The sequence below is a fragment of the Micropepsis pineolensis genome (assembly GCF_055392125.1).
In genome coordinates, this window is record NZ_AP042408.1 from 3366601 (window position 1) to 3391596 (window position 24996).

At 59.3% G+C, this 24996-nt stretch carries 17 protein-coding genes and 1 tRNA gene; 10 read left to right on the forward strand and 8 right to left on the reverse strand.

Features of this window, described 5'->3' with window-relative positions:
- The first annotated feature begins 216 nt into the window (after nucleotides 1–216).
- The 6 genes from ACZ5RI_RS14935 (at nucleotide 217) to mtnA (ending at nucleotide 5561) form a co-directional block, all read left to right on the forward strand.
- Nucleotides 217–1497: an ActS/PrrB/RegB family redox-sensitive histidine kinase gene (locus tag ACZ5RI_RS14935; RefSeq protein WP_464514000.1), complete on the forward strand. Its 1281-nt coding sequence runs from the start codon at nucleotides 217–219 to the stop codon at nucleotides 1495–1497.
- Nucleotides 1498–1660: 163 nt separating this feature from the next.
- Nucleotides 1661–2197 (forward strand): ActR/PrrA/RegA family redox response regulator transcription factor, encoded by a 537-nt coding sequence (locus tag ACZ5RI_RS14940; protein ID WP_464514001.1) that lies wholly within the window; start codon nucleotides 1661–1663, stop codon nucleotides 2195–2197.
- A 215-nt stretch (nucleotides 2198–2412) separates the two neighbouring features.
- The gene (locus ACZ5RI_RS14945) at nucleotides 2413–3288 is read left to right on the forward strand and encodes an S-methyl-5'-thioadenosine phosphorylase (RefSeq protein WP_464514002.1); all 876 of its coding nucleotides are present in this window, start codon (nucleotides 2413–2415) and stop codon (nucleotides 3286–3288) included.
- Nucleotides 3289–3290: 2 nt separating this feature from the next.
- Complete coding sequence (locus tag ACZ5RI_RS14950) at nucleotides 3291–3851, forward strand: adenine phosphoribosyltransferase (protein ID WP_464514003.1); 561 nt, start codon at nucleotides 3291–3293, stop codon at nucleotides 3849–3851.
- A gap of 28 nt (nucleotides 3852–3879) precedes the next feature.
- Nucleotides 3880–4485: a glutathione S-transferase family protein gene (locus ACZ5RI_RS14955; protein WP_464514004.1), complete on the forward strand. Its 606-nt coding sequence runs from the start codon at nucleotides 3880–3882 to the stop codon at nucleotides 4483–4485.
- A complete protein-coding gene (gene mtnA / locus ACZ5RI_RS14960; protein ID WP_464514005.1) occupies nucleotides 4482–5561 on the forward strand; it encodes an S-methyl-5-thioribose-1-phosphate isomerase in 1080 nt (359 codons plus the stop codon). Before ACZ5RI_RS14955 ends, mtnA begins: the two co-directional genes overlap by 4 nt.
- Nucleotides 5562–5589: 28 nt before the next feature.
- Here the strand turns inward: mtnA and ACZ5RI_RS14965 are convergent, their stop codons facing one another.
- The 5 genes from ACZ5RI_RS14965 to ACZ5RI_RS14985 form a co-directional block, all read right to left on the reverse strand.
- On the reverse strand, nucleotides 5590–7110 hold the full coding sequence (locus ACZ5RI_RS14965) for a hypothetical protein (RefSeq protein ID WP_464514006.1): 1521 nt from the start codon (nucleotides 7108–7110) through the stop codon (nucleotides 5590–5592).
- Nucleotides 7111–7196: 86 nt separating this feature from the next.
- Entirely contained in the window at nucleotides 7197–7901 is a 705-nt protein-coding gene (locus ACZ5RI_RS14970) for an acid phosphatase (protein ID WP_464514007.1), read from the reverse strand.
- 11 nt (nucleotides 7902–7912) lie between these two features.
- Entirely contained in the window at nucleotides 7913–10330 is a 2418-nt protein-coding gene (locus tag ACZ5RI_RS14975) for a TonB-dependent receptor (RefSeq protein ID WP_464514008.1), read from the reverse strand.
- A gap of 274 nt (nucleotides 10331–10604) precedes the next feature.
- Nucleotides 10605–11501, reverse strand: coding sequence for an RNA polymerase sigma factor RpoH (rpoH, locus tag ACZ5RI_RS14980; RefSeq protein WP_464514009.1), 897 nt, complete (start codon nucleotides 11499–11501; stop codon nucleotides 10605–10607).
- A 136-nt stretch (nucleotides 11502–11637) separates the two neighbouring features.
- The gene (locus ACZ5RI_RS14985) at nucleotides 11638–12654 is read right to left on the reverse strand and encodes an RluA family pseudouridine synthase (protein ID WP_464514010.1); all 1017 of its coding nucleotides are present in this window, start codon (nucleotides 12652–12654) and stop codon (nucleotides 11638–11640) included.
- On the opposite strand from ACZ5RI_RS14985, the gene ACZ5RI_RS14990 reads away from it, so the two are divergent.
- From ACZ5RI_RS14990 to ACZ5RI_RS15000, 3 genes are all read left to right on the forward strand, one after another.
- On the forward strand, nucleotides 12644–13009 hold the full coding sequence (locus tag ACZ5RI_RS14990) for a hypothetical protein (RefSeq protein ID WP_464514011.1): 366 nt from the start codon (nucleotides 12644–12646) through the stop codon (nucleotides 13007–13009). The two genes, ACZ5RI_RS14985 and ACZ5RI_RS14990, sit on opposite strands and share 11 nt — an antisense overlap.
- A gap of 131 nt (nucleotides 13010–13140) precedes the next feature.
- Nucleotides 13141–13216: transfer RNA gene (locus ACZ5RI_RS14995), tRNA-Glu, on the forward strand.
- 189 nt (nucleotides 13217–13405) lie between these two features.
- A complete protein-coding gene (locus ACZ5RI_RS15000) occupies nucleotides 13406–14698 on the forward strand; it encodes a M1 family aminopeptidase (protein ID WP_464514012.1) in 1293 nt (430 codons plus the stop codon).
- A 10-nt stretch (nucleotides 14699–14708) separates the two neighbouring features.
- Here ACZ5RI_RS15000 and ACZ5RI_RS15005 read toward each other — a convergent pair whose 3' ends face one another.
- From ACZ5RI_RS15005 to ACZ5RI_RS15015, 3 genes are all read right to left on the reverse strand, one after another.
- Nucleotides 14709–18422, reverse strand: coding sequence for a translocation/assembly module TamB domain-containing protein (locus ACZ5RI_RS15005; RefSeq protein ID WP_464514013.1), 3714 nt, complete (start codon nucleotides 18420–18422; stop codon nucleotides 14709–14711).
- Entirely contained in the window at nucleotides 18422–20290 is a 1869-nt protein-coding gene (locus ACZ5RI_RS15010; protein WP_464514014.1) for an autotransporter assembly complex protein TamA, read from the reverse strand. Before ACZ5RI_RS15010 ends, ACZ5RI_RS15005 begins: the two co-directional genes overlap by 1 nt.
- Nucleotides 20291–20572: 282 nt before the next feature.
- Complete coding sequence (locus ACZ5RI_RS15015; protein WP_464514015.1) at nucleotides 20573–22855, reverse strand: TonB-dependent receptor; 2283 nt, start codon at nucleotides 22853–22855, stop codon at nucleotides 20573–20575.
- Between the two features lie 314 nt (nucleotides 22856–23169).
- Between ACZ5RI_RS15015 and ACZ5RI_RS15020 the strand changes: the two genes are divergently transcribed.
- A complete protein-coding gene (locus ACZ5RI_RS15020) occupies nucleotides 23170–24879 on the forward strand; it encodes a LytS/YhcK type 5TM receptor domain-containing protein (protein ID WP_464514016.1) in 1710 nt (569 codons plus the stop codon).
- Nucleotides 24880–24996 lie beyond the last annotated feature (117 nt).

The window sequence follows — 24996 nt, forward strand, 5'->3', positions numbered from 1 at the left end:
TAATGGTGAAAATAATGTCGCAGGGCACGCCTTAGCACCTGCACACCGTCTTGCAAAAATGTCGCAGGAAGGATAGAGCCATTCTCAGTCTTTACGGACCTGAGGCGTATGGCGGACGCATCAATACCGGGCTGGGGTGCAGCCCTTGGTGGACAAAACACGAGTGCCTCCGGGCGCGTGCGTGTGCATACTCTCATCAATTTACGATGGATGGCCGTGGGCGGACAGACCGTTGCCCTGCTGGTGATCTATTTCGGCTTTGGCTACACCCTGCCGTTGGTGCGCTGCCTGATCTGTGTCGCGTGTCTGGCCGGGCTTAATATTTTTCTCGCCTTACGCTATCAACCCAACGAACGCTTAAGTGCGCGCGAAACCACGGTCTATCTGGCCTTTGACGTGCTGCAACTGGCGGTGCTGCTCTATCTGACCGGCGGCATTACCAACCCCTTTGCTATCATGTTCATTGCGCCGGTGGTGATCGGGGCGGCGACACTGGATTTGTCCAATGCCTTGCTGCTTGGCGCGCTGGCACTGACCGCGGGCTCGCTGATTGCAGTGGCCCACGAACCGTTGCCCTGGGCCGCCGATATGCCGATTGCCCTGCCGCCACTTTATCTGGCCGGACTGTGGGCCTCGCTGATCTTAAGCCTTGCCTTTACGTCGGCCTATGTCTGGCGCATTGCATCCGAAGGCACCCGCATGTCGGCAGGGCTGGCCGCCAGCCAGCTGGCGCTGGCGCGGGAACAACAGCTCTCCTCGATGGGGGCGCTGGCCGCAGCGGCGGCGCACGAACTTGGCACCCCGCTTGGCACCATCGCTGTGGTGGCGCACGAGCTTGAGATGGCGTTGCCGTCCGGCTCGCCCGAGGCCGATGATGCCGCGTTGTTGCGGGAACAAGCCGAACGCTGCCGCAAAATTTTGATGCGTCTGGCCAATCCGGGCGAAGAAATGGTCGGCGGCAACGAGCGTTTGCCGGTCTGCGCCCTGCTCAACGATCTGGCGGATGCCTATCGCGATCTGGGCATTGATCTGACCATCACACCGGCGGCCCCCAACCGCAGCCAGTCCCAGCCGCAGGTCTGGCGCGCGCCCGAGCTTTTGCACGGTCTGGGTAACATCATCGAAAATGCGACCGACTTTGCCACCACCAAGGTGACGATGGAGGCGGCGTGGAATTCGCGCGAACTGCGCATTGTCATTTCTGATGACGGGCCCGGCTTCTCGCCGGAAATCTTTGAACGGATTGGCGAGCCCTACACCACCTCGCGCCCCGGCTATCATGTCCTGCCTGAAAACACGCTGGCACCGCCTGCCGCGGAAAACGGCAAGCATGAAGGCATGGGGCTGGGCTTCTTCATCGCCAAAACCTTACTCGAAAAAACCGGCGGCACCGTGCGTGCCGTCAATCCTGCCGAAGGTGGGGCCCGCGTCAGCGTGGCCTGGCCACGCGGCGCTATCGACGGAGAAACTTCACCTTCACACCTTTCCAAAGATTGACGGTTTTGTCACAGTAGCCTCCGGCGCAAAGACCGCGCTGGTTCTTCACCGCATTCACGTGCGCGGCTGCCGGTGACAGAACAAGCCTGATACAGCAGGAGCTGCGGCAAAGCTGGAACAGCTTTTGCAGTGGAACTGCTAAGCGCGCAAAGGACGTTGCATAATGACGACCCAAGAAGACAAGTCCCTCCTTATCGTAGAAGACGATCACCCATTACGCGAGCGACTGTCCCGCGCCATGGAACACCGTGGTTTCAGCGTGCGATCCGCCGCTGGCGTGGCCGAAGGCAAGGCTATCGTTAAAGAGGCACCGCCGGCTTACGCCGTGGTCGACCTCAAGCTGGAGGATGGTAATGGCCTCGATGTGGTGGAGACACTGCATCAGGTACGACCCGACAGCCGTGTCATCATTCTGACCGGTTTTGGCAACATTGCGACTGCCGTAGCTGCGGTCAAATATGGCGCCATCGACTATCTGCCCAAGCCGGCCGATGCAGATGACATCATGAACGCGCTGCTCGCCGCGCCGGGGTCCAAGCCCAAGCCGCCAGAAAATCCGATGTCGGCCGACCGTGTCCGGTGGGAGCATATTCAGCGCGTTTACGAGCTGTGCGGCCATAACGTGTCGGAAACCGCCCGTCGGCTTAATATGCACCGGCGCACGCTGCAGCGCATTCTGGCCAAGCGCAGCCCGCGCTAGCCCCCTTTAAAAGCGCCCACATCGCCCGCGGCTGGTTTAAGCCAGAAGCGCGGGCGATATTTCCTGCAATACAACCACATCTAATAATTGTACTTCTATAATAAGCAACTTTGACGCACCACCCCGCGTCAATGATCCACGACAATCGTTGCGACAAACTGCTGGCAGCGCGGTGCGAGCGTGCTAAAACCGACTGCAACATTTCGGACAATCCCATGGGTAAAACGGTTCTCGGCGTCATTGGCGGCAGTGGCGTCTACAATATTGGCGGCCTGGAAAATCCTGAGTGGAAGAAAATCTCTTCACCATGGGGCGAGCCTTCGGACGAACTTCTGTTCGGCACCTTTGAAGGGCTCGACATGGTGTTCCTGCCGCGCCATGGCCGGGGCCACGTCCACAGCCCGACCACGATCAATTATCGCGCCAATATCGACGCCTTGAAACGCGCCGGCGTTACCGATGTGATTTCGGTCTCGGCGGTTGGCTCGCTGAAAGAAGAACTCGCCCCCGGCAGCTTTGTGCTGGTCGATCAGTTCATTGACCGCACCTTTGCCCGCGAGAAAAGCTTCTTCGGCACCGGTTTGGTGGCGCATGTGCCGTTCTCGCACCCGATATCGTCCGAGCTGGCGAGCGTCATTGCCGAGGCGGCGCGCGCCGAAGGCATCCCCCACGCCATTGGCGGCACCTATATCTGCATGGAAGGGCCGCAATTCTCGACGCTGGCCGAATCCAACCTCTATCGCAGCTGGGGCTGCTCGGTGGTCGGCATGACCGCCATGCCCGAAGCCAAGCTCGCCCGCGAGGCCGAGCTGCCCTATGCGTTAATCGCCATGGTCACCGACTATGACTGCTGGCACCCCGATCATGACAGCGTCACGGTCGAGGCGGTGATCAAAGTGCTGCATGCCAACAGCGCCAATGCCCGCAAACTGATCCGCGCCACGGCGCAGAAGATGGCCGCAGGCCGTACCCCCGCCCCCGCAATTGAAACCGCGCTGGAAAATGCGCTGATGACCGCCCCGGAAAAACGCGACCCGGCCCTGTTGGCCAAGCTCGACGCCGTGGCAGGCCGCGTGCTGAAGAAAGGCTAGTCATGGCTAACACGTATTCTGGCGATTTTTCCGGCTACAATTTTGCCGACTCGATCCGCACGATTCCGGATTACCCCAAGCCCGGCATCATGTTTCGTGACATCACCACCTTGCTCGGCCATCCGCAGGCTTTCCGTGCCGCGGTCGATGCCCTGGTGCTGCCCTATGCCGGCTTACAGATCGATAAGATCGCTGGCATCGAAGCCCGCGGCTTTATCTTAGGTGGTGCGGTGGCCCATCAGCTTTCCACCGGCTTTGTGCCGGTGCGCAAGAAAAACAAGCTGCCCTACAAAACCATCGCACAGGAATATGCGCTGGAATACGGCACCGACAGCATCGAAATTCATATTGATGCTGTAAAACCCGGCGAGACGGTTGTGGTGGTCGATGACCTGATTGCCACCGGCGGCACCGCGCTGGCGGCGATCGAGCTGCTGGAGCGGGCCGGGGCCAGGGTGGTCGGCTGCGCGTTTGTCATCGACCTGCCCGACCTTGGCGGGGCCGATAAGATCCGCGCACTGGGCAAGGATGTCGTCACGCTGGTTTCGTTTGCCGGCGACTGATTTTCACACATCACAGGAGACCAGCGCCATGAAGCTGTTCATGCTGCCGCCATCGCCGTTTGTACGCAAGGCCCGGATCATCATTCACGAGCTCGGCCTCACCCGGATGGTCGAAGAAGTGCAGGCCGATCTCGCTGACCGGACAGAGCTGCGTAAGGTAAATCCGCTTGGCAAGATCCCGGCGCTGGTGCTTGACGATGGTTCCATCCTGGTGGACTCGCCGGTGATCTGTGAATATCTCGACGATCTCGGCGGCGGGAAGTTCTTCCCAAAGCCCAACATCTGGGGCGATAGCAAGGGGCGCTGGAAGGCCCTGACCTTACAGGCGCTGGGCGACGGCATCTGTGATGCGGCGGTGGCGCACCGGCTGGAAACCATGCGCCCCGCGGAACAGCAAAGTTCCGAGACACGCGCAAAGCATATGACCGCGATAACCCTCACGCTTGATGTGCTGGAGCGCCAGGCATCGCGTTTTGCCGAAGCGCCGACCATCGGCGAAATTTCGGTGGGGTGTGCGCTTGGCTATCTCGATTTTCGGTTTGCCGACGTACCCTGGCGCGAGGGGCGCCCCCAGCTTGCCAGCTGGTTCGGCACCTTTGAGAAAATGTCTTCCATGCAGGCGACCAAACCGTGAAGATCAACGGCCAACCTTATCGCACCATCTGGCCTTTGGCCAATGAGACCGTCGAAGTCATCGACCAGATCAAACTGCCGCATGAATTTGCCACGGCGGCCTTAAAAAGCGCCGAGGATTGCGCCGACGCCATCCGCACGATGATGGTGCGCGGCGCGCCGCTGATCGGGGCCACCGCGGCCTATGGCATGGCGCTGGCCATGCGCGCCGATCCGTCGAGCCAAAATGTTGTCGCGGCGCATGATATGTTGCTGGCCACCCGGCCAACGGCGGTAAACCTACGCTGGGCGCTGGCGCGGATGAGCAAGGTTCTGACACCCGCCCGCCACGAGGCCCGCTTTGCCCTGGCCTGGGCCGAAGCAGCGAAGATCTGTGATGAAGATGTCGAGATCTGCCACCGCATCGGCGAGAACGGTCTGAAAATCTTCCGCGAAATTGCCGCGATGAATAACGGCAAGCTCAATGTGCTGACCCATTGCAATGCGGGCTGGATTGCCTGTGTCGACTGGGGCACCGCGCTGGCCCCGATCTATATGGCCCATAACGAAGGCATCGATGTCCATGTCTGGGTCGACGAAACCCGGCCGCGCAATCAGGGCGCCTCGCTCACCGCGTTTGAGCTGGGGGCCCATGGCGTGCCCCATACCATTATCGCCGATAATGCCGGTGGCCTTTTAATGCAGCAAGGCAAGGTTGATGTCTGTATTGTCGGCACCGACCGGGTGACCCGCAATGGCGATGTCGCCAACAAGATCGGCACCTATCTCAAGGCCCTGGCGGCCTATGACACCGGCGTGCCGTTCTATGTCGCGCTGCCGTCGACCACCATCGACTGGGAGATGGCCAAAGGGGCCGACATTCCGATCGAAGAACGCTCGGCCGATGAAGTGCTGAAAATGCGCGGACGGCTGGACGGCAAGGTCGTCACCGTAGACATCGCCGCCCCCGGCAGCGGTGCCGCCAACCCCGGCTTCGACATCACACCAGCGCGCCTTGTCACCGGGCTGATCACCGAAGCAGGCGTCTGCGCCGCATCCGACGCCGGATTGAAAGAGCTGTTCGGCACCGAACACTAACGCCAAAGGCGCGGTGATGGGTCAGCGCCTAATGTGCGCTGCCGCGCCGGTCGGCCAATGCGGCCAGCACCGCATCGGCCTTATCAAACGCGCCCATGTCACGCAGCACATGGGCGACCTGCATCCAGGGCTGCGCCTTGAAGGCACAGGTCATATCCTCGTCCCGGGCGCTGTCGAGCCATGCCACCAGTGCCGAAAGTGGCACATCCTCGTCCGCCAGACGCTGATAGACGAAACCGTCCAGCACCACGGCATTGGTGGCAGCCCCCTCCACCGCTGGCCCGACCGGTGCGGTAAGCAACGCCTCGTCAATATCGACAAAGGCCGCCGCCGCCCGGCGCAAATTGAGGGCACCAACAAATTCAGCCGTGTGATTGAGGCATAGCCCCGCGCCGATCTGAGCCGCTTTCAGGCGCAAGGCCTCCTCGCCGGGGGCGCGGAAGCGGCCATCGCGACAGCGCAAGCCCCGCCCGATGATGGCCGCGGTGAAATCCGCCTGACCATCAATGCGGCAGCCATCGGTCAGCCAGACATCACCACCGACATCGATCCCGGCACATTCCAGCGCGATGGCGCCGGGATTGTGGAACCAGCCGCCGTCACAGCACAGATTGAGGCCAATGCAGGCCTCGGCCAGATCGACCTGACCATGGAAATGGCAGGGGTGGCGCTCGACCACCGCGCGGGTGCCGAAGGCTGCCGGTTGCTGCCAGTCATAGCGCTTGTCGTTGAGCAGCACCTCGCCCTCGATCGTGGCGGCGCGGGCACACAAGGCCTTGCCGGATTCGGGGCTGAAAATCCCCCCGGCGCAGATCAGATTCCCGCCGATGTCCGCCTGCATCAGATTGATCGAGCCTGCGGCATGGAAGCCATCGGCCAGCATGACATCGTTACCGACTTTAAGCGCCGAAGCGGCCAGCGAACAGCCGAACAACCGCTCGGCCGCCAGCATAAAGGCCGACCAGCATTCAAAGCGCCCGCCGCGGGCATCCAGCCGGTTGCGGATCGACGCGTCGCGCAAATCAAGCCCGCCAAGCGCGAAGAAGCCACGGCCAACGCACAGACTGCCCTCGATCACCGCACGCTGGGCCGAGATCGAATGCAGATGGGTGCCGTCGAAACCGAGGCTGCGGGTGTGGGCGTCGCGCAGTTTGACATGGCCGACAATGGCGCTGTCACGGATGATGAGCGGGGCGAGCACCTCGCACCCCTCCAGATTGAGGTCGCCATGAACCACGGCATGGGACAGTACCAGCCCCGAGCCATGCAGCGGCCACGGCGCCATGCCTTCGGCCCAACGGGCCCCGGTAATCAGGCAGTACAGCACCTGAGCCCGAACGGCACAGGCCGCCAGCGGCCCGGTGTAAATGCCGGTTTCGGACAGCCAGGGAAACGCCAGCGCCTGACACGGCAAATCAATACCGGTGAGATCGGCGAGCGGCTCCCAGCGGCGTCCTTCGCGGGCGGCCACCACCAGCCGCTCTTCGGCCGTGCTTAGTCGTGTATCCGTCCCGACAGAGCCAAAAGGAAGTAGGTCGCGTCGATCCATTGCACTCTCCGGGTACGGGTTGCGTCAGACAGCATACCACAAATTGTGACAGACAACGGATACAATTATATCAGGAAAAACGCCGCTTAATATCCCTCTGTGCTAAGCCGGGCCGCCACCAGTTCGGCCTTAGCAGCGCTAAATTCCTGCTCGAATAGGGGATCGGCAAACAGACGCACCGCAATGGCAGTCCCCAGGGCCTGTCCGGCGATGATATCGCTGCGATAGTGCACCGCGCAGATCACCCGGTTTTCGGCATAGTCAGCGGCGCGGTCCAGAATGGCAGCTGCCTTTTGCGGCACCAGTCGGGCCAGAACCACCCCCATACTGTAGGCCATAGTGGTATGGCCACTGGGATAGGAAGTCAGCGGTTCGTCGTTGCGCGAACAAGGCTTCAGCGCAGCATCGACGACCCAGGGGCGCGGGCGTTTAAAATAGCCCTTGCCGCTATCGACAATTGCCACCTCGGTATCGCGGATATCATCAAACAATTTGGCGGTCGCTGGCAGCTTGGCCAGATCGAAGCCCGGCCCGATTACCCCGGCAAAAGCCGCCACCGATTTTGTCTTGCCATCAGCCGCGGCAACAGCCTGACGGCCTGCACCAGCAAGGGTTTGCACCCGCGCCACCTCAGCCAGATCCGCTTTTTCCGCCGGACTGCCAGCGGCGGGCGGGGCTGGCAGAATCTCTGCCGCCACGATCGGACTGGTGAGCGCGAAAGGCGCCGCCCCGGCAGGGACCAACGCCAGCGCCACCAGACAGCCAGCAGATACGAAAGAGATTTTGCGCATTATTCCCGCCCTCACAATTTGGCTTTCAAGGTGAACTGAACACTGCGCGCGGCCTGAAAATAATATTGATCAAGGCTGGCGCTGCGGCTAGCGAGGTCTTTGACCGACGTCCCCGAAGGGGCACTGTCATTAATACTCATACTGACAATGCTGCGATCATCGAACAGATTGTTGACACCAATCTTGGCCTCGAAATTGGCGAAGCTGTAACCAACGGTCAGATTGACCGTGCTGTAAGCACCAAGGTGATAGAAGGCGCTGCCACGATACCCGGCGGTACCGGCAGCAATCCCGTTGGCATCCACATGTGTACTGTCCAGATATTGCTGCCCCACCGTCTTATCGATCAGGGAGACGTTGATCCCGTTCCATTTGTAGATCAGGCCCGCCGCCGCGGTCCACAGCGGCGCATTGTTGAGCTGCAAGCCATCGGATTTGGCCGAATTAAGCGAACCATTGCCGAACAACATCAGACCATCGAGCCAGCCTGCATCACCGAACAACCCGGCGAAGCTATAGGTTGCCTCACCCTCAACCCCCTTATAGATCGCCTTGCCGGTATTAAGCGCACAATATTCACCGGAAGAACCGCCGATCGTTGAGCAGCTGACATAGCTGTAATTGTTATTGACGCCGATATAATAAAGATCGGCATCGAACGAGAAATTATCGGCGTAATACACCGTGCCAATCTGATAGTTGGTGGTGGTTTCAGCGGCAGGGAAGCTAGCCACCGTTCCCTTTTGCTCGAATACCGAAATATCGGGAACATAGATGCCCTGAGCATACTGGAAATAACCACTCCAGCTGTCACCCAGCCGGTAATTGGCAGTCAGGAACGGCAGTGCCCGCGAAGTGACAAAATGGTCCGGGCCGGAATAGGCCACAGGCGGTTTGGAGCCGGAGATCACCGGTGCGCTGATGCTATGGGTCCAGTCGATATATTTGAAGCCGGGGGTGATGGTCAGATCGCTGGTCGGCTTGATGTCGATTTCAATGAACGGCTGATATTGCAGCCAGCCGGAATGCTCCAGATACCCCACACCCGATTTGCCGTTATAGGTCGTACCCTTCTTGGCATTGGTATCGGCATAGTCCCAGGCACTGTCAAAGGGATCGCACCCGGCGGCAAAACATTTGGTGATGTCGAAATAGTATCGCTGGCGATTGGTCGCCGAGCCTTCCGTCCACAATCCAAGCCGCACCTGACCTTTGACCAGGCTGTAATCATAGTCCTTGCTGATGCGCAGAATATTACCCCAGACGCGATAGGCATTGAGCTTGGTATAGCCGGGAATGTCGCTGGCATATTTTGTACCGCTCACCTTGGTACCAAGCCCGTCGGTAACGCCGGCGGTGATTTCAGCCATGGTCTGCTCGGTACTGGTCGCACTGACGGTCTTATTGATATAGGCGTAAGTGTAGATCTGATCGTCAATCGTCAGCCCGTTCAGCACGGTGCCACGCAGACGCAGATAATCCATATCCGTCAGCTTATTTTCGTAATTATAGTCATAATAATTGGCCAGAGCAGGATTGGTATCCTGCAAACCGTAATCCTTACCATAGGTCATGACCTGTGCGGCGGTCTCGCCATTATTGTCATTGATATGCTGATGCAGATTGCTCCGATTGGCAAACACCGTCAGCGACCATTGACTGCCCAGCGGAACCTCAAGCTTGATCAGCTCGTTATCACGCATGGTATTCTGCATCGAAATATAACCGCTGCTGACGGTATCCTGCACATTAACCATCAGACGGGCACCGTTCAGTGCCTCGATCGTGCCAGTCTGCAGATTGCCGGTCAGATTCCAGGTATCCCAACTGCCATAGGTGACGGCCGCCTTGAACTGCGTTTCATCCTGCAGCGCGTCGGAATACATATTGATCGAACCGCCATAGGTCGCCGCGCCAAGGTTGCCTGCGTTACCGGGACCACGCTCGACATTGATGCTGCCGATGGTCGAAGATGGAAAATACGAACCGGAATGGTGGCTCGGACCGTTGGTATCGCCAAAGGGAACGCCATCAAAGGTCATACCGAAGCTGCCGTCCGGCATACCGCGCAGGGTGTTCTTGACATTACCATCCGACAGACCCGGCCCATTGATATCGAGACCGGTCATCGACGGCGCAATCGCCAGCACGGTGACATAATCCGCAGTGTCTGATGCGGTATCTTCAATATAGGTCTTGGTGATGATGGTTTGCGGCTCGGTGGTGGCGAGTGACGCTTTGGCCGGTGCCGCCTCGGCATTGAATTTGGTGCCGGTGACAACCACGGTTTCCACTCCGGTGCCATCCCACCCCGTGGCCAGCGCAGCGCTGTCAGTAGCCGCCCCTGCCGTCACACCAGCGGCCAGTGACAAAACCAGCATCGAGCCCGCCATCATTCCCCAATGGCGTACCATCACAGATGAAACCATTTGATCCCCCAGAACATGGGATCCCCGCACCATCGAAAAACCGCTTCCGGGATTTTGAGGATCGCAACACGTCAAGGCGGTGCAAGTACTGTGAATCTGTATCGGTTCCGCGTCAGTGCCATGACAAGCACCGTCACACGATCACAAAGGCTTCATGTTACCATTGAAAACAGACAGGTTGATGCGCCAAAGCCCAAGACAAAAAACAAAGCCAGCCTGACGAAGGCTGGCTTTGACCAATAAAGAACGACAAACCGGGGGCGCCAGGCGCCGCTCAGGCCACAGATTCAACCATCTGTGCCCGTTTGGCGGCCAGTGCCGCCTTCATTTTTTCCTGCAACCGTTCAAAGGCGCGCACCTCGATCTGGCGCACCCGCTCGCGCGAAATGCCAAAGCGGGTCGACAGCTCTTCCAGTGTGACCGGATCTTCCTGCAGCTTACGGGCACGCAGGATTTCGCGTTCGCGCTCGGGCAGCTCGACCAGAGCCGCCACCAGCAACTGACGGCGCTCGTCATATTCCTCGGACTCGGCCAGCACAGTTTCCTGGCTGTCGGTATCGTCGGCCAGCCAGTCCTGCCATTCGCTTTCGGATTCCGAACGCAGCGGTGCATTGAGCGAGGAATCCGGCGCCGATAGGCGGCGGTTCATATTCACCACCTCGGTCGGCGGCACGCCAAGCTGCTGCGACAGGGTCGCGACATGCTCGGGGCTGAGATCACCATCCTCAATAGCGTTAATGTGGCTTTTGGCCTTGCGCAGGTTGAAGAACAGCTTCTTCTGGTCCGAGGTGGTGCCGATTTTCACCAGGCTCCACGAGCGCAGAATAAATTCCTGAATCGAGGCCCGGATCCACCACATGGCATAGGTCGCCAGCCGGAAGCCTTTTTCCGGCTCGAAACGCTTGACCGCCTGCATCAGGCCAACATTGCCCTCGGCGACGATTTCCGCCACCGGCAGGCCATAGCCGCGATAGCCCATGGCGATTTTGGCCACCAGACGCAAATGCGAAGTTACCAGCCGGTGGGCAGCCTTGGGGTCGGCATGCTCCTTCCAGCGTTTGGCCAGCATATATTCCTCTTCCGGCGCCAGAAGCGGGAATTTACGAATTTCAGACAGATAGCGTTTTAATCCATTTTCACCATGAAGGACGGGAAGCCCACGTTCACTCATGTTAACTCCCTTAAATGGGCCAATCCGATCGATGGACCGATCCGCCGACCATAGCACACGGTGCGCAAAAACCGGATAACGGTAAAGAAAACCCCTTCCCGCCTATCAGATGCCAGCACACCAGATGTATGTATCATTACGGCGTTTTCAAGCCACGCAGCGCGGCGACCAATGTTGCGAAATCCTCCGGCCAGTCGGCCGTGAAGTGCATGACCTTATGCTGCGTCGGATGCTGAAAGCCCAGCACCCCGGCATGCAGTGCCTGACGGGTGAAAGCCCCGGCGATTTTATAGGCCTGCTCCTCGGCGTCGGATTTGGGCCGCGGCGACAGCCGACCGCGCCCGTATGTGGCATCACCGATCAGCGGATGGCCCAGATGGGTCATATGCACCCGGATCTGATGGGTGCGCCCGGTCTCGAGCCGACATTCGATCAGGCTGGCAAAGGGGCGATCCTCGTCACCATAGACCTCCAGCACCTTATAATGGGTGCGGGCCTCTTTGCCGCCGATGCGCAGCACGGTCATACGCTTGCGGTCATAGGGGTTGCGGCCCAGCATGGTATCGACCACGCCCTGACGATGGCGGGGCACCCCCCAGATCACGGCGGTATAGACCCGCTCGATTGAATGGTTGGCGAATTGCTTGGCGAGCGAGCCCATCGCCCGCTCGGTCTTGGCCGAAACCAACAGACCCGAGGTATCCTTGTCGATGCGGTGCACGATGCCGGGGCGCATTTCGCCGCCGATCCCTTTGAGCGAGGCCCCGCAATGGCCGATCAGCGCGTTAACCAGGGTGCCGTCGGGGTTGCCCGCCGCCGGATGCACCACCAGCCCAGCCGGTTTATCGACCACGATCAGATCATCATCCTCATAGACGATGGTCAGGGGAATATCCTGCCCCTGCGGCTCGGCCGGCAGCGGCGGCGGTAAAACCACCTGATAGACATCATCGGGTTTGACCCGGTGGTTGCCGTCTTTTATCGTGACGCCATCACGGCTGACCGCCCCGGCGGCTATAAGCTGACCAAGGCGCGAACGGCTGATATCGGCCAGAGAATCCGCCAGAAACCGGTCCAGACGGATCCCCGTCTGGTCGGAAGACGCCACCACCTGGCGTAGCGTATCATTATCGGAGGAATGCGTGTCTGACATCGATACCAATTTACCTGAAAGCCCTAAACCGGCACAAAACCGGTTTATGTTAGGGGTTGTGATTGCCTTGGGCGTGCTGATCGTCCTCGGACTGGGTGCGCTTATCGCAGGAATCGTGCTGGGCGGAAACAGCCATTCTGATTCTACCCCCACCATGGTTACCGCCGCTAAGCCAATCAAGGCCAGTAAACCGGTTTCGATGCATCTGGCCCCCGGCTTTAAGATTTTAAGCACAGACACCCAGCCGGGCCGGTTGATTTTGCATGTGCGCTCAACCACACAGGACGAAATCGATATTATTGATCTGGAAGACGGCCGCCTGATCTCGCATATCGACGCCACCGCCCCGCAATAAGCCCAGACGCCGGGGAACAGGGCCAGCCATAAGCCCGCCAGCCCCCGCCCCGGCGAAATTTAACGGTTTTGCGGCAGCAGGCTCTTGCAGTCTGCTGCCCGGGGCCGCTATAAGCGCGGCGCAAACCGCACGCTCCCATCGTCTAGCGGTCTAGGACGCGGCCCTCTCAAGGCTGAAACACGAGTTCGATTCTCGTTGGGAGCGCCAATCTTTCCCAAAAAACAGACGGAATTTTGCGATTTCGCGGCATAATTCCACGCGCATGGCTCAGATATTGACACTGGCCGAATTGCGTAGATTTTACACACCCGTTTTGCGGGTTCCCCAGCGGGGATAGGGACCCGCTTGCAGGGGATATCACATATGTGGGTGCGTACCTTACTTTGCGCGTTTGCCATGACGCTTTGCCAAGGGGCGCTGGCAGAAAACTCAATACCCATTACACACTACGATGCCACCGTCCACATAGAACCGGGTAAGCATTATCTGGAAGCCACGATCGAAATTACCGATCCGCCCGCATCCATTTTCTATCTGCATAAAGGCCTGAAAATATACAAAGCCACTGCAGACGGAAAACCTGTAACGTTTCATGACGCGGAACAGGCTCCACCGATAGCTTTTATTGATTTTACCCGCGCTGTAGAGGTGAGTGCGCCCCATCCGCATAAGTTGAAGCTTACCTATGGCGGCGAGATAAACGCAGCAGAGGTCGGCATCAACATGATCACGCCAGAACTGGTAGAGCTGGCGATCTATAGCAGCTGGTACCCGGTCTTTTCGCTGTCACAGCGTTTTACCTTCACGCTGCACAGTACGCTGCCGGATAGCTATGGCCAGATCAGCAACGGAAATCCGGTCAATCAGGTTCATAAAGGACACCAGACAACCGCAACCTTCATCTCGCATATCCCCGGCTTTGATATGGTGCTGGCCGCAGTCCCCGATCTTCAGACCGTTGTTACAGGACAAGGTGATGAAAAAGTCAGCCTTCATTTCAAAACTAAACCGAATGATGACGTTCAGATTACGGCGCATATTCTGACCGCCGGGTTGCACCGGCTGACGGAACTTTATGGTCCGACACCCTATCATGGCGGATTACGTGTTTTCTACACACCACGCCCCCCTACGACGGCTTATTCCCGCCTGCCACTGATCGTCATGATCATGGCTAATGAAAAGGTTCAAGCCGACAAGGAGATGTCGGCAAGGTTTCAACGGATAATCCTGCATGAAATGGCCCATTTCTGGTGGATGATTGCCGATCCCAATACAGAAAACGGTTGGATCGATGAATCCCTTGCCGATTACAGCTCTTACCGGCTGGCACAGGAATATTATGGCGATGACGCAGCTAAGGCCTATACCTCGTGGGCTAACAAACAGCTGAACCATAACAGCACCAGCGATGCTATCGCTGAAACCCAACCCGACGCGCAGGACAAGGAAATCAACTGGTACCCTCGCGGGGCACTAATGTTCATTGATGCCGAAAAGGCCTTCGGCCGGGACAAACTCGACGACGTTCTACGCGCATTGCATGGCCAGTATGCCCGTACCCATAACGCCACCACAGCGGACTTTCTAACGCTGGTAGCAGAGAAAATGGGGCCGCAGGCTGCCGTCTTCTTCCACGAAAGGCTCTATGCCAAACCGATTGTTAAAACGGACACAACAAGACACTGAACGAAGCGCATTAATATTCAAACTGATACGACAACCCGACGGTATCGCCATTATCCTGTGTCTGGGTGCTGGTGGTGGCGTTGGCCTTGGTCCCGGCGGCAACGGATGCCTGCAGCTTCAGATGCTTGGTCAGATCGACCTGCACCAGAGCGCGGGTTCCGCCCGACAGATCCTGTTTGGCGCCGACATAAACCCGCCGCGTGACATATTTTCCGGCTTCGACCGTGGTGGTGGTTTGCGAACTGTCGCCGGAAGAGCTGCTACCCACCGTCAGCTTGTCGAGCCGCAGATTGCTGCGGATCAGACCAACCGGATCGAAGCTTGCCCCACCAAGCCCCGACAGGCTTGCCACCGCTTGCGCAATCGACGCCATCTGCAGTGGCGATAACTGCTGCACACTCTGCTGGAACAAAAGTTGCGACAGGATTTCGTCCTGCGGCAGGCTGGGCGAGCTGGTCAGGTTAATTTTCGGCGCGGAAACCGTGCCGGTTACTTTCAAGGTCGCCGTGATGCTGTTGGCGGTGGTTTCCGCGGTGAAATCCAGCGTCGGATCAAGCTTGCCCTGCACGTTTATACCATCGAAGCCGATGGTGCCGGACTGAAAATCCAGTGTCGTGCCGGTGAGGCTATAGGTGCCGCGCCGCATGGTCAGCGTGCCATGGATCTGGGGCGATGTGGTGGTGCCCGCGACTTTCAGCCCCCCTTCCAGTTCGGCTTCCAGACCGCGGCCACGTACAAAAAACTGCCCCGGTGCCGACACCGTCAGATCCAGCGCGATGCGGCTCTGTTTCTGCGGGGCCTGCACCTGCGGCTTGTCACCCCGGCGGCGCACGTTCAGCACCGCCAGACTGGGCGGCAGCTTATCGGGAATCCGGATCTCGCCATTCAGTACACGGATGGTACCATCCAGCGTCATGTTACCTTTGACAAAGCCACTTAAACGCACCGCACCATCCAGACGAACCGCCACCCCATCGCGGTGGAACGGTTCGGCCTTATGGGCCTGCACTGCCAGCGCCACCGCCATATCGCCCGCGGTACTCACCGTACCGCGGCCTTCAATCCGCCCGGCCCCGGCGCGGGCATTAAATTGCGTAAGCGTGATCGACGGGCCATTGGCATTGGCCAGCAGGCTAATATCGCTCAGACTGAGGCCGGTGGCGAAATCATGGAAACGCCCATTTTGCAGGCGGAAATGACCGCGCACATCCGGCTGGGCAGCCGGGCCCACAATGACGCCCGCCAGATCGACCTGCCCCTGCAGCACACGGCCATCGGCAGTCAGCCGGGTGGTCCAGCCCTGTAAAGCGCCCGCCCCGTTGACCGACAGATTATAGGAATGTGCCGCATCCAGTGGCACCACGCCCCTGGCGGCCAGATGCATGGCCTTCCCCGTAAGCTTGACGTCAAGGCGCAAGTCTCCTTGCTCCCACGCCAGCGTTGCCGGTGCGGCCAGACCGATCTTCTGCGCGCCCCAGCGGCCATTGAGGTTCGCCACACGCAACATGCGGTGCACACCATCCAGCGTGCCCGTTGCATCCAGCCCGACAAGACCGGACGATGTGGAAAGCGCTGCACTCAGTTTGGTTTGCAGGGCATTCAGCACCCCATCAACGCCCAGCGTCATGCTGCCGGTGGCATCGGCCAGCGCCAGCTTGCTTGCGGCCAGGGTCAGGGTCAGATGGTTATTTTGCGGTGTGTACTGACCATTCAGCACCACCTCGCCAATATGGCTGTCGCCACGAACCACATCATGGGCCGCGGCTTGCAAGCCCACCAGCGGCTTGCCACCCATACTGCTCAGTACCAGATGGGCTTCCGCGCGCCCCTTAACCGGCGCACCGGTCAGCGGGCTTAAATCGGCAAGCGATGCCATACCAACATCAACCCGCCCGGAAAGCGGACCCATCTTCGTCAGCAGCACATCGCCACGGCCATGCAGGCTTTGCCAGTCGAGCGCCGATAGTGTGATATGGGTTTGCGGCCCCGCCACGGTCAGCGCCGCCACCAGATCAAGCGGCGCATGGGCCAGACGGCCATTGAGTTTAACCTCGACCCGGGGCCGTACCGGCAAACCACTGGCTTTGATGCGTAACGCCAACCGGTCAGACGGATAGCCCTTCACCCCGGCAACGCCATAGACATCGGCCAGCACCGCCATGTTGTCGGTCGGGCCGCTAAGGTGGGCAGTGGCGCTGAGCGCACCGGCAAATTGCGGCGAGATCAGCCCGACATCGCTCAGCTTGCCCTTCAGCTGATAATCCTGTTCGCCGTCTTTGGTGCGCCCGTCCCATTCGGCACGCAGCGCTTTGCCGCGCACTTCGCCATCCAGGCGCAGATCACCAACATCCTGACGGGCATGCAGATGCACATTACCCTTGCCGATCAGGCGGGCGAACAAAGACGGCCCGCGCGCGGTGATGGTGCCATCGATCATCGCATCGGTCTTATCGTGATAGCGGCTGAAATCGATCATCAGCTCGGCACTGCCACCGGCACTGGCTCCGGCCAGCGCCCCCAGCTTGGCCAGATCGGGCAGCCGCAAGGTGAAGCGCCCCTCGCTGGCACTGGCGGGCATGGTGCCGCTTAAAACCATCAGGGCATGCGATACACTGACGGTCAGCGGCCGGTCCGCCGCCGCCAGATCTGCCGTTACGGTGAAGCTGAGCGGGGTGGCAAGCACGCCGCCATCACCCGGCAGGCCAAGGCCCAGCACGGTGCCCTGCAAAGCGGCCTGACCGCCGGAACCCGCCGCTGACACGGTAATTGTTTGCGCCGATACGCTGGCATAATGGGGCTGACGGATGGCCAGATGGGCCTGAATATCCGGCGTATCACGGCTGCCGCCGATGTGGCCCTGCGCGCTGATCGCCGACCAGCCAATCGTAGCGCTGGGCTGCATCATCGGTGCGCTGGCGCTAAAATCGACATTCAGTTTCTGATCGTGCAAGCCCATGCGGCTTTGCAGCACCGCCCGCGCCGGGCCCGCGGCCAACGCCATGCGGATATCATTATGGCCATCCACCACCGCGCCATGGACCGACAGCGTTACCGGCCCCAGATCCGGCAGACCGGCCAGCCCGCCGATCAGCCCGGCGCCGGTTTCCGCGATATCGGCATCGCCCTGCAAAACACCATCGAGCCAGACGAGGTTCAGATGATAGTGACCGGGCTGATCCTGCCGCGTGATGTCGAGCCGCCCGCCCAGATCCTGCCGTGAGACATAGTGAAACCGGCCCGCCACGGTTAAGACCGCGGCATGGCCCAGCACGGCTTTATCGAGCACCACGCGCTGCACACGCATCGCGGCAATGCGGACACGCCAGCGTGACGGCCCGCCACCCTGACCTTCAGACACCGGCTGGCGCGCGATGGCGATACGATCCACCGACAGCTGCGTGATATTGGCGTGATGACTGATAAGCCCGGCCGGATGCCAGTCCAGTTCAAGCCCGTTCAGCCGCAGCCAGACGCCCTTGCGATCGGACAGGCGCACTTCACGGGCGGCAAGATGGCCGGTGAGATTGCTGTTTAAGCCATCGATTGCCACCTCGCCATCGCTTAAAGCCGTGACCAGCGCCGACAGCTGGCCATGACCGGAGGGGGTGCCCAGCAGATAGATCAGTACAAGGATGAACGCGGCCACCAGCCCACCCAACGCGATGGCAAGACGGATCAGCCATCGTATTACATACGGGGGCAGCCATGTGGGCAGGGCGCGCATCAGAACGCCTGCCCGATGCTGATATAAATCTGGAAGCTGTCATTCTCGGCCACTTTATTCAGCGGCACCGCCGCATCCAGCCGCACCGCACCAATCGGGGTGTAATAGCGCAGGCCCCCACCAACGCCATAATAAACCCCGCCATTGAACGGCAGTGATCTGGTGCCAGCCTGACCAACATCAAAGAAGCCGACCACACCAAAATCACCCCAGACGCGCTGGCGCCACTCAATCGTGCCCGCATCGACCGAGGTGGCCCCGGCCGGATCACCATTGCTGAAGGTCGGTCCAATCGACTGATAACGATAGCCGCGCACTGTACCACTGCCACCGGCATAAAGGCGCTGATCGGGTGGCAGGCTGAGATTGGAAGCCCCCTGCACGCTGCCGATCAGCCCGCGCAGCGCCAGCACCGATTTGCCATCCTCGAAAATATCGAAATAGCGCGACAACGAAACCTGCATCTGGGCAAACAGCTGCGTGGCCTGGCCCAGCGATACGGTGGGTGCCACCGACAGTGTGGCACGAAAACCCCGCACAGGATCGGCCAGACTGGTGGCGCCACTATCGGGGCCATCACGGACGCCAATATGGGTGCTGTCGAAACTGGCCGACAGCGGCAGTGCGAACAGTTGATAATAGTGTTTGGTATCGGCCTGTGCGACATCATCGAAGGTAACGGTCATGCCGGCCCGCGCGGTCCAGAGCTTGCTCAGCCGGCGTTGCAGATAGCCGCCGACGATCTCGGCCGTTTGATCATAGGCATCAAGATCCTGTTTGATGGCGCTGGCCACCAGTTCGAGCTGCTGGCCGGGATTAAGAAAATAGGGTTTGATAAACTGGGCGGTTAAATTATAGCCCACGCCGCTGGAGGCGCTGCCGCCCAGCCCGGTGGCCGCCGCCGACAGATTAAGCTGTTCGGCTTCACCGAGCAGATTGCGATGCGACCAGCTGGCACTGAGCGACGAGCCCAGATCGGTCGAATAATTAGCTGACAGCGCAACGCGGTGCCGCTGACGTTCCACCACGGTAACATTGACAGGGGCATTACCATCCGCATCCGGCGCATCCGGTTCGGCCACCGTCACTTCGGCAAAGCTGCCCAGCCCGAGCAGGTTCTGGCGACCGCGATCAATGGTGCTGGTGTGGTACTCATCGCCATGTTGAACGGCAAAGACCTGACGCACAAAGGCCTCGTCCATTTGCCCAAGGCCCGAAAAACGCACCGTGCCAACATTGGCCGCCTTACCCACCGTAACCGGAAAGCTGACATCCAGCACGGCGGCACCATCATCGGCCACCGCATCGGGTTCGGCCACCTTGGCAAAGGCATAACCATCCTCGCGTAAAGTTGCCTGCAGCGTCGCCCCGGCCCCCAGAACAGCGGCAGCTATGGCGGCATCACCACTTTTGAGGCCCAGCACCGCCGCCTCACGCGCGGGCACATCACCGATCAGACTGACCCGGCGCAGGTGGTATAACGGCCCCTTGTCGATGGCGACGACGATCTTGGGCTTAGCAGGCCCGGTATCTTCCAGCGCCGCCAGGGTGTCTGCCCCATCCAGACTGTGGCCATCCAGATCAATGGTGACCTGAGCATGGTAATAGCCAAAACTGCCCAAAGCGGTTTCAATCCGCCCGATATCACCACGGGCCCGGTCGATCAGCGCGGGCCAGGAATCCGGCGGCGCACCCCGTAAACTTTCCAGCTGCGAAGCACTTAAAATCGCCTCATCCAGTGCGCTATCGCCGGTCTCGGCGATGGAAAGCCCATAGCCCTTCAGCTCGCCGGCCGCGGTGCCGACAAAGGGCAGCGCCGCAGCGACGACTAGGCGTAACAGGGTTTTAAGGCATCGTTTGTCTTGCACGGGGCAAGGGTAGCACCCCAAACTTACGCTGTCCACGATAGGGTGCGCAGGCAGCGCCGTGCCGGACCATACCCGAATCCCGCCAAAAGGGAGTACCGATAGCGCACCACCCATTTTTACGTAAAATTTTCACCGTCTACGGATGAAACGGGGTTTAAAGCCCCGCCGTGATGAAACCGTTGGTAACCAGAAAATTAACGCGCCCGGCGGATTGTCACCCGGTACAAAAACAAAAAAGCGGGCAGCACGCCACCCGCTTTTTATAATAACCGATAGTGCAGATCAGAACTGCTTGCGCAGGGTGATAAAGAACTGACGCGGGGCACCCGCCATCAGCGTCTGGAATGTTCCGTTCGGGTCGGTGTTGGCGTAACCGTTGGTTCCGATGGTCGAGATGTATTTGGTATCGAACAGGTTGGTGACATTACCCTGGAATTCGACGCCGTTGAAATAATCATTCGACGAGATGCGATAACCAAAGCTGAGGTCGAACACCGTCTGGGTCGGTACGCTGGCGTCATTGGTATAGGTGTAATAGCGCCGCGACAGGAACGAGCCATTCAGATGTGCGAACAGCGATCCGTTATCGTAACCCAGCTCGCCTTTCAGAATATGCTTGGGCGCATCGACAACGGTTTTGTCCTTGGTTCTGGCGGTTAGATCGCCATCGCCATCATAGGTGTTGTCGTCATAGGTCGACTGGTTAAAGGCATAGGAGCCGAACAGCCACATATCATTGGCAAAATGCCAGGTGCCCGCCGCTTCAACACCCATCGTGGTGACCGAGCCGACATTGGCCAGCGCCGACGGATTACCGACAATGCCCGCCCCAACCGTGGTGGTAAGCAGGCGGTTCTTGAACTTGACGTAATAGCCGGTCAGCACGCCCTGCAGGCTTGTCGTATTATAGCGATAGCCCGCTTCAACCGTACGCGAGGTTTCCGGTTTCAGATTATCCTTGATGGCATCGAAACCGACCTGCGTGGTCGAGAACGGCCCGCTGGTCGCCGCGCTGACAAAGGCGTGTTGATTCTGGCTATAATCGGCGAACACTTCATTGGTATCGTCGATCGCATAATTCACACCGGCCTGAGGCAGGAAATCCCCCTCGGTACCGATTTTACCGCTGATGGTGCCGACAATCGCGTGCGAGACGTTGTTGACCTTCTGCGCCTTGAAGCCAAATTCGACTTTGAGCGCATCGCTTACCTGCCAGGTATCCTGCAGGTGTACGGCCTGAGTGACGGTGTTGAATTTATATTCCCATGACGTGGCAAAGGGATGGCTCGGGAACTCCAGATCGCCCCGCGGGCTGGACGCGCTCATGGCATAATAACGCCGCGCCTGATGGAAATTGTTGTTCTCGTACCAGTAACCAGCTTCGATGGTATGGTCTTCATACGTCCAGCGCAGCCAACCCACCGCACCATAGCGATTGATGCCATATTCGGTGGTGCGCATCGCCATCGGCGTACCATCCGGTGAAGCAACATACGGCGTATCCCAGGTGCCCATACCCTTGTTGTTATGACCATAGGTCGTAACATGTAACGTCAGATTACTGAGGATGTCCCAGTTTGCCGACAGCGAGCCCAGCGCGTCATTGCGCAAACCCGATGCATTATAATAGGCATCATCGACGCATTGCACCGGCGCGGGATACTGGTTCGAGCCATCACCACCGCCCACCGCGGCGCAGTCACCGCTGGGGTTGGCCTGATAGACCGACGCGATCTGGAGCGCCTTCTGCCAGTCATTCGAGATATTATCCCAGTTGTAGCCAACCCGGCGAATGAGGGCGAGCGACAAATCCTGATAATCGTTTTCGCGGCGCATGGAATAATCGAAGGTGCCGCTTAACGTCAGTGTACCGATCGGCTGTACATATTTGGCGTTGATCTGCTGCTGTTTCTGGGTGCCATCACCCTTCCACTTGTCACCATATTGTATGCCATAACTGACATAGCCGCTGCCGCCACCCGCCAGCGTACCGCTGTCGATGCGCAGGAATTCGTGATAGGTGTTGTCGCTGCCATAGCTTGATGCCGCGTAAACCCCGGCTTCGGCCCGCGGCTGAACGGAATGGAACGCCAGCGTACCACCCAGATTCGAGGTTGACGCGGTGCCCAGCGCCCCGGCGCCCTGAGCCAGATCGGCACCACCTAAGTTTTCTGACGAGATGGCGCGGCTGATATGCAAACCGTTGTGGTTGCCATAGGACATATCGCCCAGCGGTACATCGTCGAGCGTAAAACCCATCTGGTTCTGATTGAAGCCACGGACCGAAATGCGCACCGCCCATTCATAGGAACCATACGGGTCCGCCGCTTCGTAATTCACCCCCGGCAGCTTTGAAATCACCTTAATCGGGCTGGTCCCCGGCACCGCCAGGGTAATATCCGGCTGCGATATGGTCTGGATCTGTTTGGTTTCCCCCATCCCCAGCACCACAACCGTCTCAATACCGGTGGCAGCATCGGCATCGGCCGCATTATCCGCATTGGCGGCAACGGCCGTCCACAAGGCCACCGCAGCCCCACATAAAATACGTGCTTTGAGTTTCATTTTCCCCTCAACGACTTTCAGGTAATGGGCCCGCAGCAGGCCCGCTACGGGCTTGGCCCAGCGCCAATATCCAGCGCCCATATCCAGTGCCCATGCTTGGGCGGCGTAAATTAGGGGAGACGCGTGAAGGTAGTCGGATCATTTTGTGACGGATTGATTGCAATCACGACCAAAGCGTCGCAGCCGGAAACGCGCGCTTTCCATGCGTTAAAACCCCTTTTCTGAAAGGGGAAAACGCCGACCCCGCACCGGAATCGTTTTTTGATTTGAAACGGCCTAAACTGGCCGACGAACCATTCGGAGCATAATTTCACATGTTCGCCTGGGCTGATCTGGTGCTGCGGCTGTTGCAGCAGATGTGCGTTTATCTGGTGATCGCCTATCTGTTCTCCAAAACGCCGCTGTTCCTGCCACTGATGCAGGTGATGGTGCGCCCCTGGCGCAAACTGGTCTGCTATGGCGTTTTTTCGCTGTTCTGCATCATGGGGACCTATTTCGGTCAGCAGGTCGGCGATGCCATCGCCAACACACGGGCGATTGGCGCGGTGCTGGGCGGCATGCTGGGCGGGCCCATCGTTGGCCTGGCGGTCGGCATCACCGGGGGCCTGCACCGTTATGCCATGGGCGGCTTCACCGCGCTGGCCTGCGCCATCTCGACCACGGCCGAGGGGCTGATCGGCGGTCTGGTACATCTGTATTTCATGCGCCGCCATCAGGTGGCCCGGCTGTTATCACCGCCCGTCGTGGCACTGGTCACGCTGGTGGCCGAGCTGACCCAGATGGCAATCATTCTGATCGTCGCCCGCCCCTATGCCGATGCCGAACATCTGGTTGCCGCCATCATCCTGCCGATGACGCTGGCAAACACCATTGGCGCCACCATGTTCATGAGCATCCTTCTGGACCGGCGCAAATTATCCGAAACCAGTTCGGTGATTTTTTCCGCCAAAGCCTTAAAGATCGCTGCGCGGTGCGAAGGGATCTTACGCAAAGGCTTCAACGCCGAAAACAGCGCCGCAGTGGCCCGGATTCTGTATGAAGAAGCCAATGTCGGCGCGGTGGCGATCACTGACCGCGAAAAAATCCTCGCCTTTATCGGCATTGGTGACGACCATCATATTTCCGGCACCCCGATCACCTCGGCCATGACGCATGAAGCGATTACCGAAAATAAAGTGATCTATGCCGATGGTAACGAGGTTGCCTACAAATGCTCGATCAGCCCCGTCTGTCCCTTGGGTGCGGTGCTGGTCATTCCGCTGCAGGGGGAAGATGGCGCGGTCATCGGCACGATTAAGTTGTACGAGCCAAAATCCAAACTGTTTTCCACCTTCAACCGCGCGCTGGGCGAAGGCGTTGCCCGTTTGCTGTCGGCCCAGATTCTGGCCGGGCGCTATGAACAGCAAAAGCAGATGCTGACCCAGTCGGAAATCAAACTGCTTCATGCGCAGGTCAATCCGCATTTTCTGTTCAACGCCCTCAACACACTTCAGGCGGTCATCCGCATCGACCCGACCGAGGCCCGCCGACTGGTGCAGAACCTGTCCACCTTCTTCCGTAAGAACCTGAAACGCGCGGGCGAAGAAGTGGCGCTGCATGATGAACTCGATCATGTCCGCGCCTATCTCGAAATCGAAAAGGCCCGCTTCCGTGACCGGCTCGAGGTGGTGATTGACGTGCCCGAAGCGCTGTCCGAGGCCCATCTGCCCGCCTTTTCCTTACAGCCGCTGGTCGAAAACGCCATCAAGCACGGCACCTCGCAATTGATCGGCACCGGCCGGGTGCGCCTGTCGGCCAGCCGCGAGGGCGACGATCTGGTGGTGGTGGTTGAGGATAATGCCGGTCTGTTCGTTCCCCACCCAGGGGACGATGGGCTGGGGATGTCGCTGGTTGATAAACGGACACGCAACCGTTATGGCGCGCCCTATGGTTTATCGGTCAGATGTCAGCCGGAAGTTGTAACGCAGGTTATTCTGCGCCTACCCTTTAGCGGCCCGGCGCACGAAGCCGCACCTAAACCCTAGCGCGAAAACCACACTTTAAGTGTCAGATTCGGTTTTGGGGCGACTATCCGTAGCCGGATGGTTCCGCCGCTTGACCACGATTGACGACCGCTTAAAAACGCCCCTGCACCACTTACC

Coding starts and splice junctions, on each gene's coding strand:
- ACZ5RI_RS14940 (WP_464514001.1), top strand. CDS start 1,661: ATGACGACCCAAGAAGACAAGTCCCTCCTTATCGTAGAAGACGATCAC.
- ACZ5RI_RS14945 (WP_464514002.1), top strand. CDS start 2,413: ATGGGTAAAACGGTTCTCGGCGTCATTGGCGGCAGTGGCGTCTACAAT.
- ACZ5RI_RS14950 (WP_464514003.1), top strand. CDS start 3,291: ATGGCTAACACGTATTCTGGCGATTTTTCCGGCTACAATTTTGCCGAC.
- ACZ5RI_RS14955 (WP_464514004.1), top strand. CDS start 3,880: ATGAAGCTGTTCATGCTGCCGCCATCGCCGTTTGTACGCAAGGCCCGG.
- ACZ5RI_RS14965 (WP_464514006.1), bottom strand. CDS start 7,110: ATGGATCGACGCGACCTACTTCCTTTTGGCTCTGTCGGGACGGATACA.
- ACZ5RI_RS14970 (WP_464514007.1), bottom strand. CDS start 7,901: ATGCGCAAAATCTCTTTCGTATCTGCTGGCTGTCTGGTGGCGCTGGCG.
- ACZ5RI_RS14975 (WP_464514008.1), bottom strand. CDS start 10,330: ATGGTTTCATCTGTGATGGTACGCCATTGGGGAATGATGGCGGGCTCG.
- rpoH (WP_464514009.1), bottom strand. CDS start 11,501: ATGAGTGAACGTGGGCTTCCCGTCCTTCATGGTGAAAATGGATTAAAA.
- ACZ5RI_RS14985 (WP_464514010.1), bottom strand. CDS start 12,654: ATGTCAGACACGCATTCCTCCGATAATGATACGCTACGCCAGGTGGTG.
- ACZ5RI_RS15000 (WP_464514012.1), top strand. CDS start 13,406: ATGACGCTTTGCCAAGGGGCGCTGGCAGAAAACTCAATACCCATTACA.
- ACZ5RI_RS15005 (WP_464514013.1), bottom strand. CDS start 18,422: ATGCGCGCCCTGCCCACATGGCTGCCCCCGTATGTAATACGATGGCTG.
- ACZ5RI_RS15015 (WP_464514015.1), bottom strand. CDS start 22,855: ATGAAACTCAAAGCACGTATTTTATGTGGGGCTGCGGTGGCCTTGTGG.
- ACZ5RI_RS15020 (WP_464514016.1), top strand. CDS start 23,170: ATGTTCGCCTGGGCTGATCTGGTGCTGCGGCTGTTGCAGCAGATGTGC.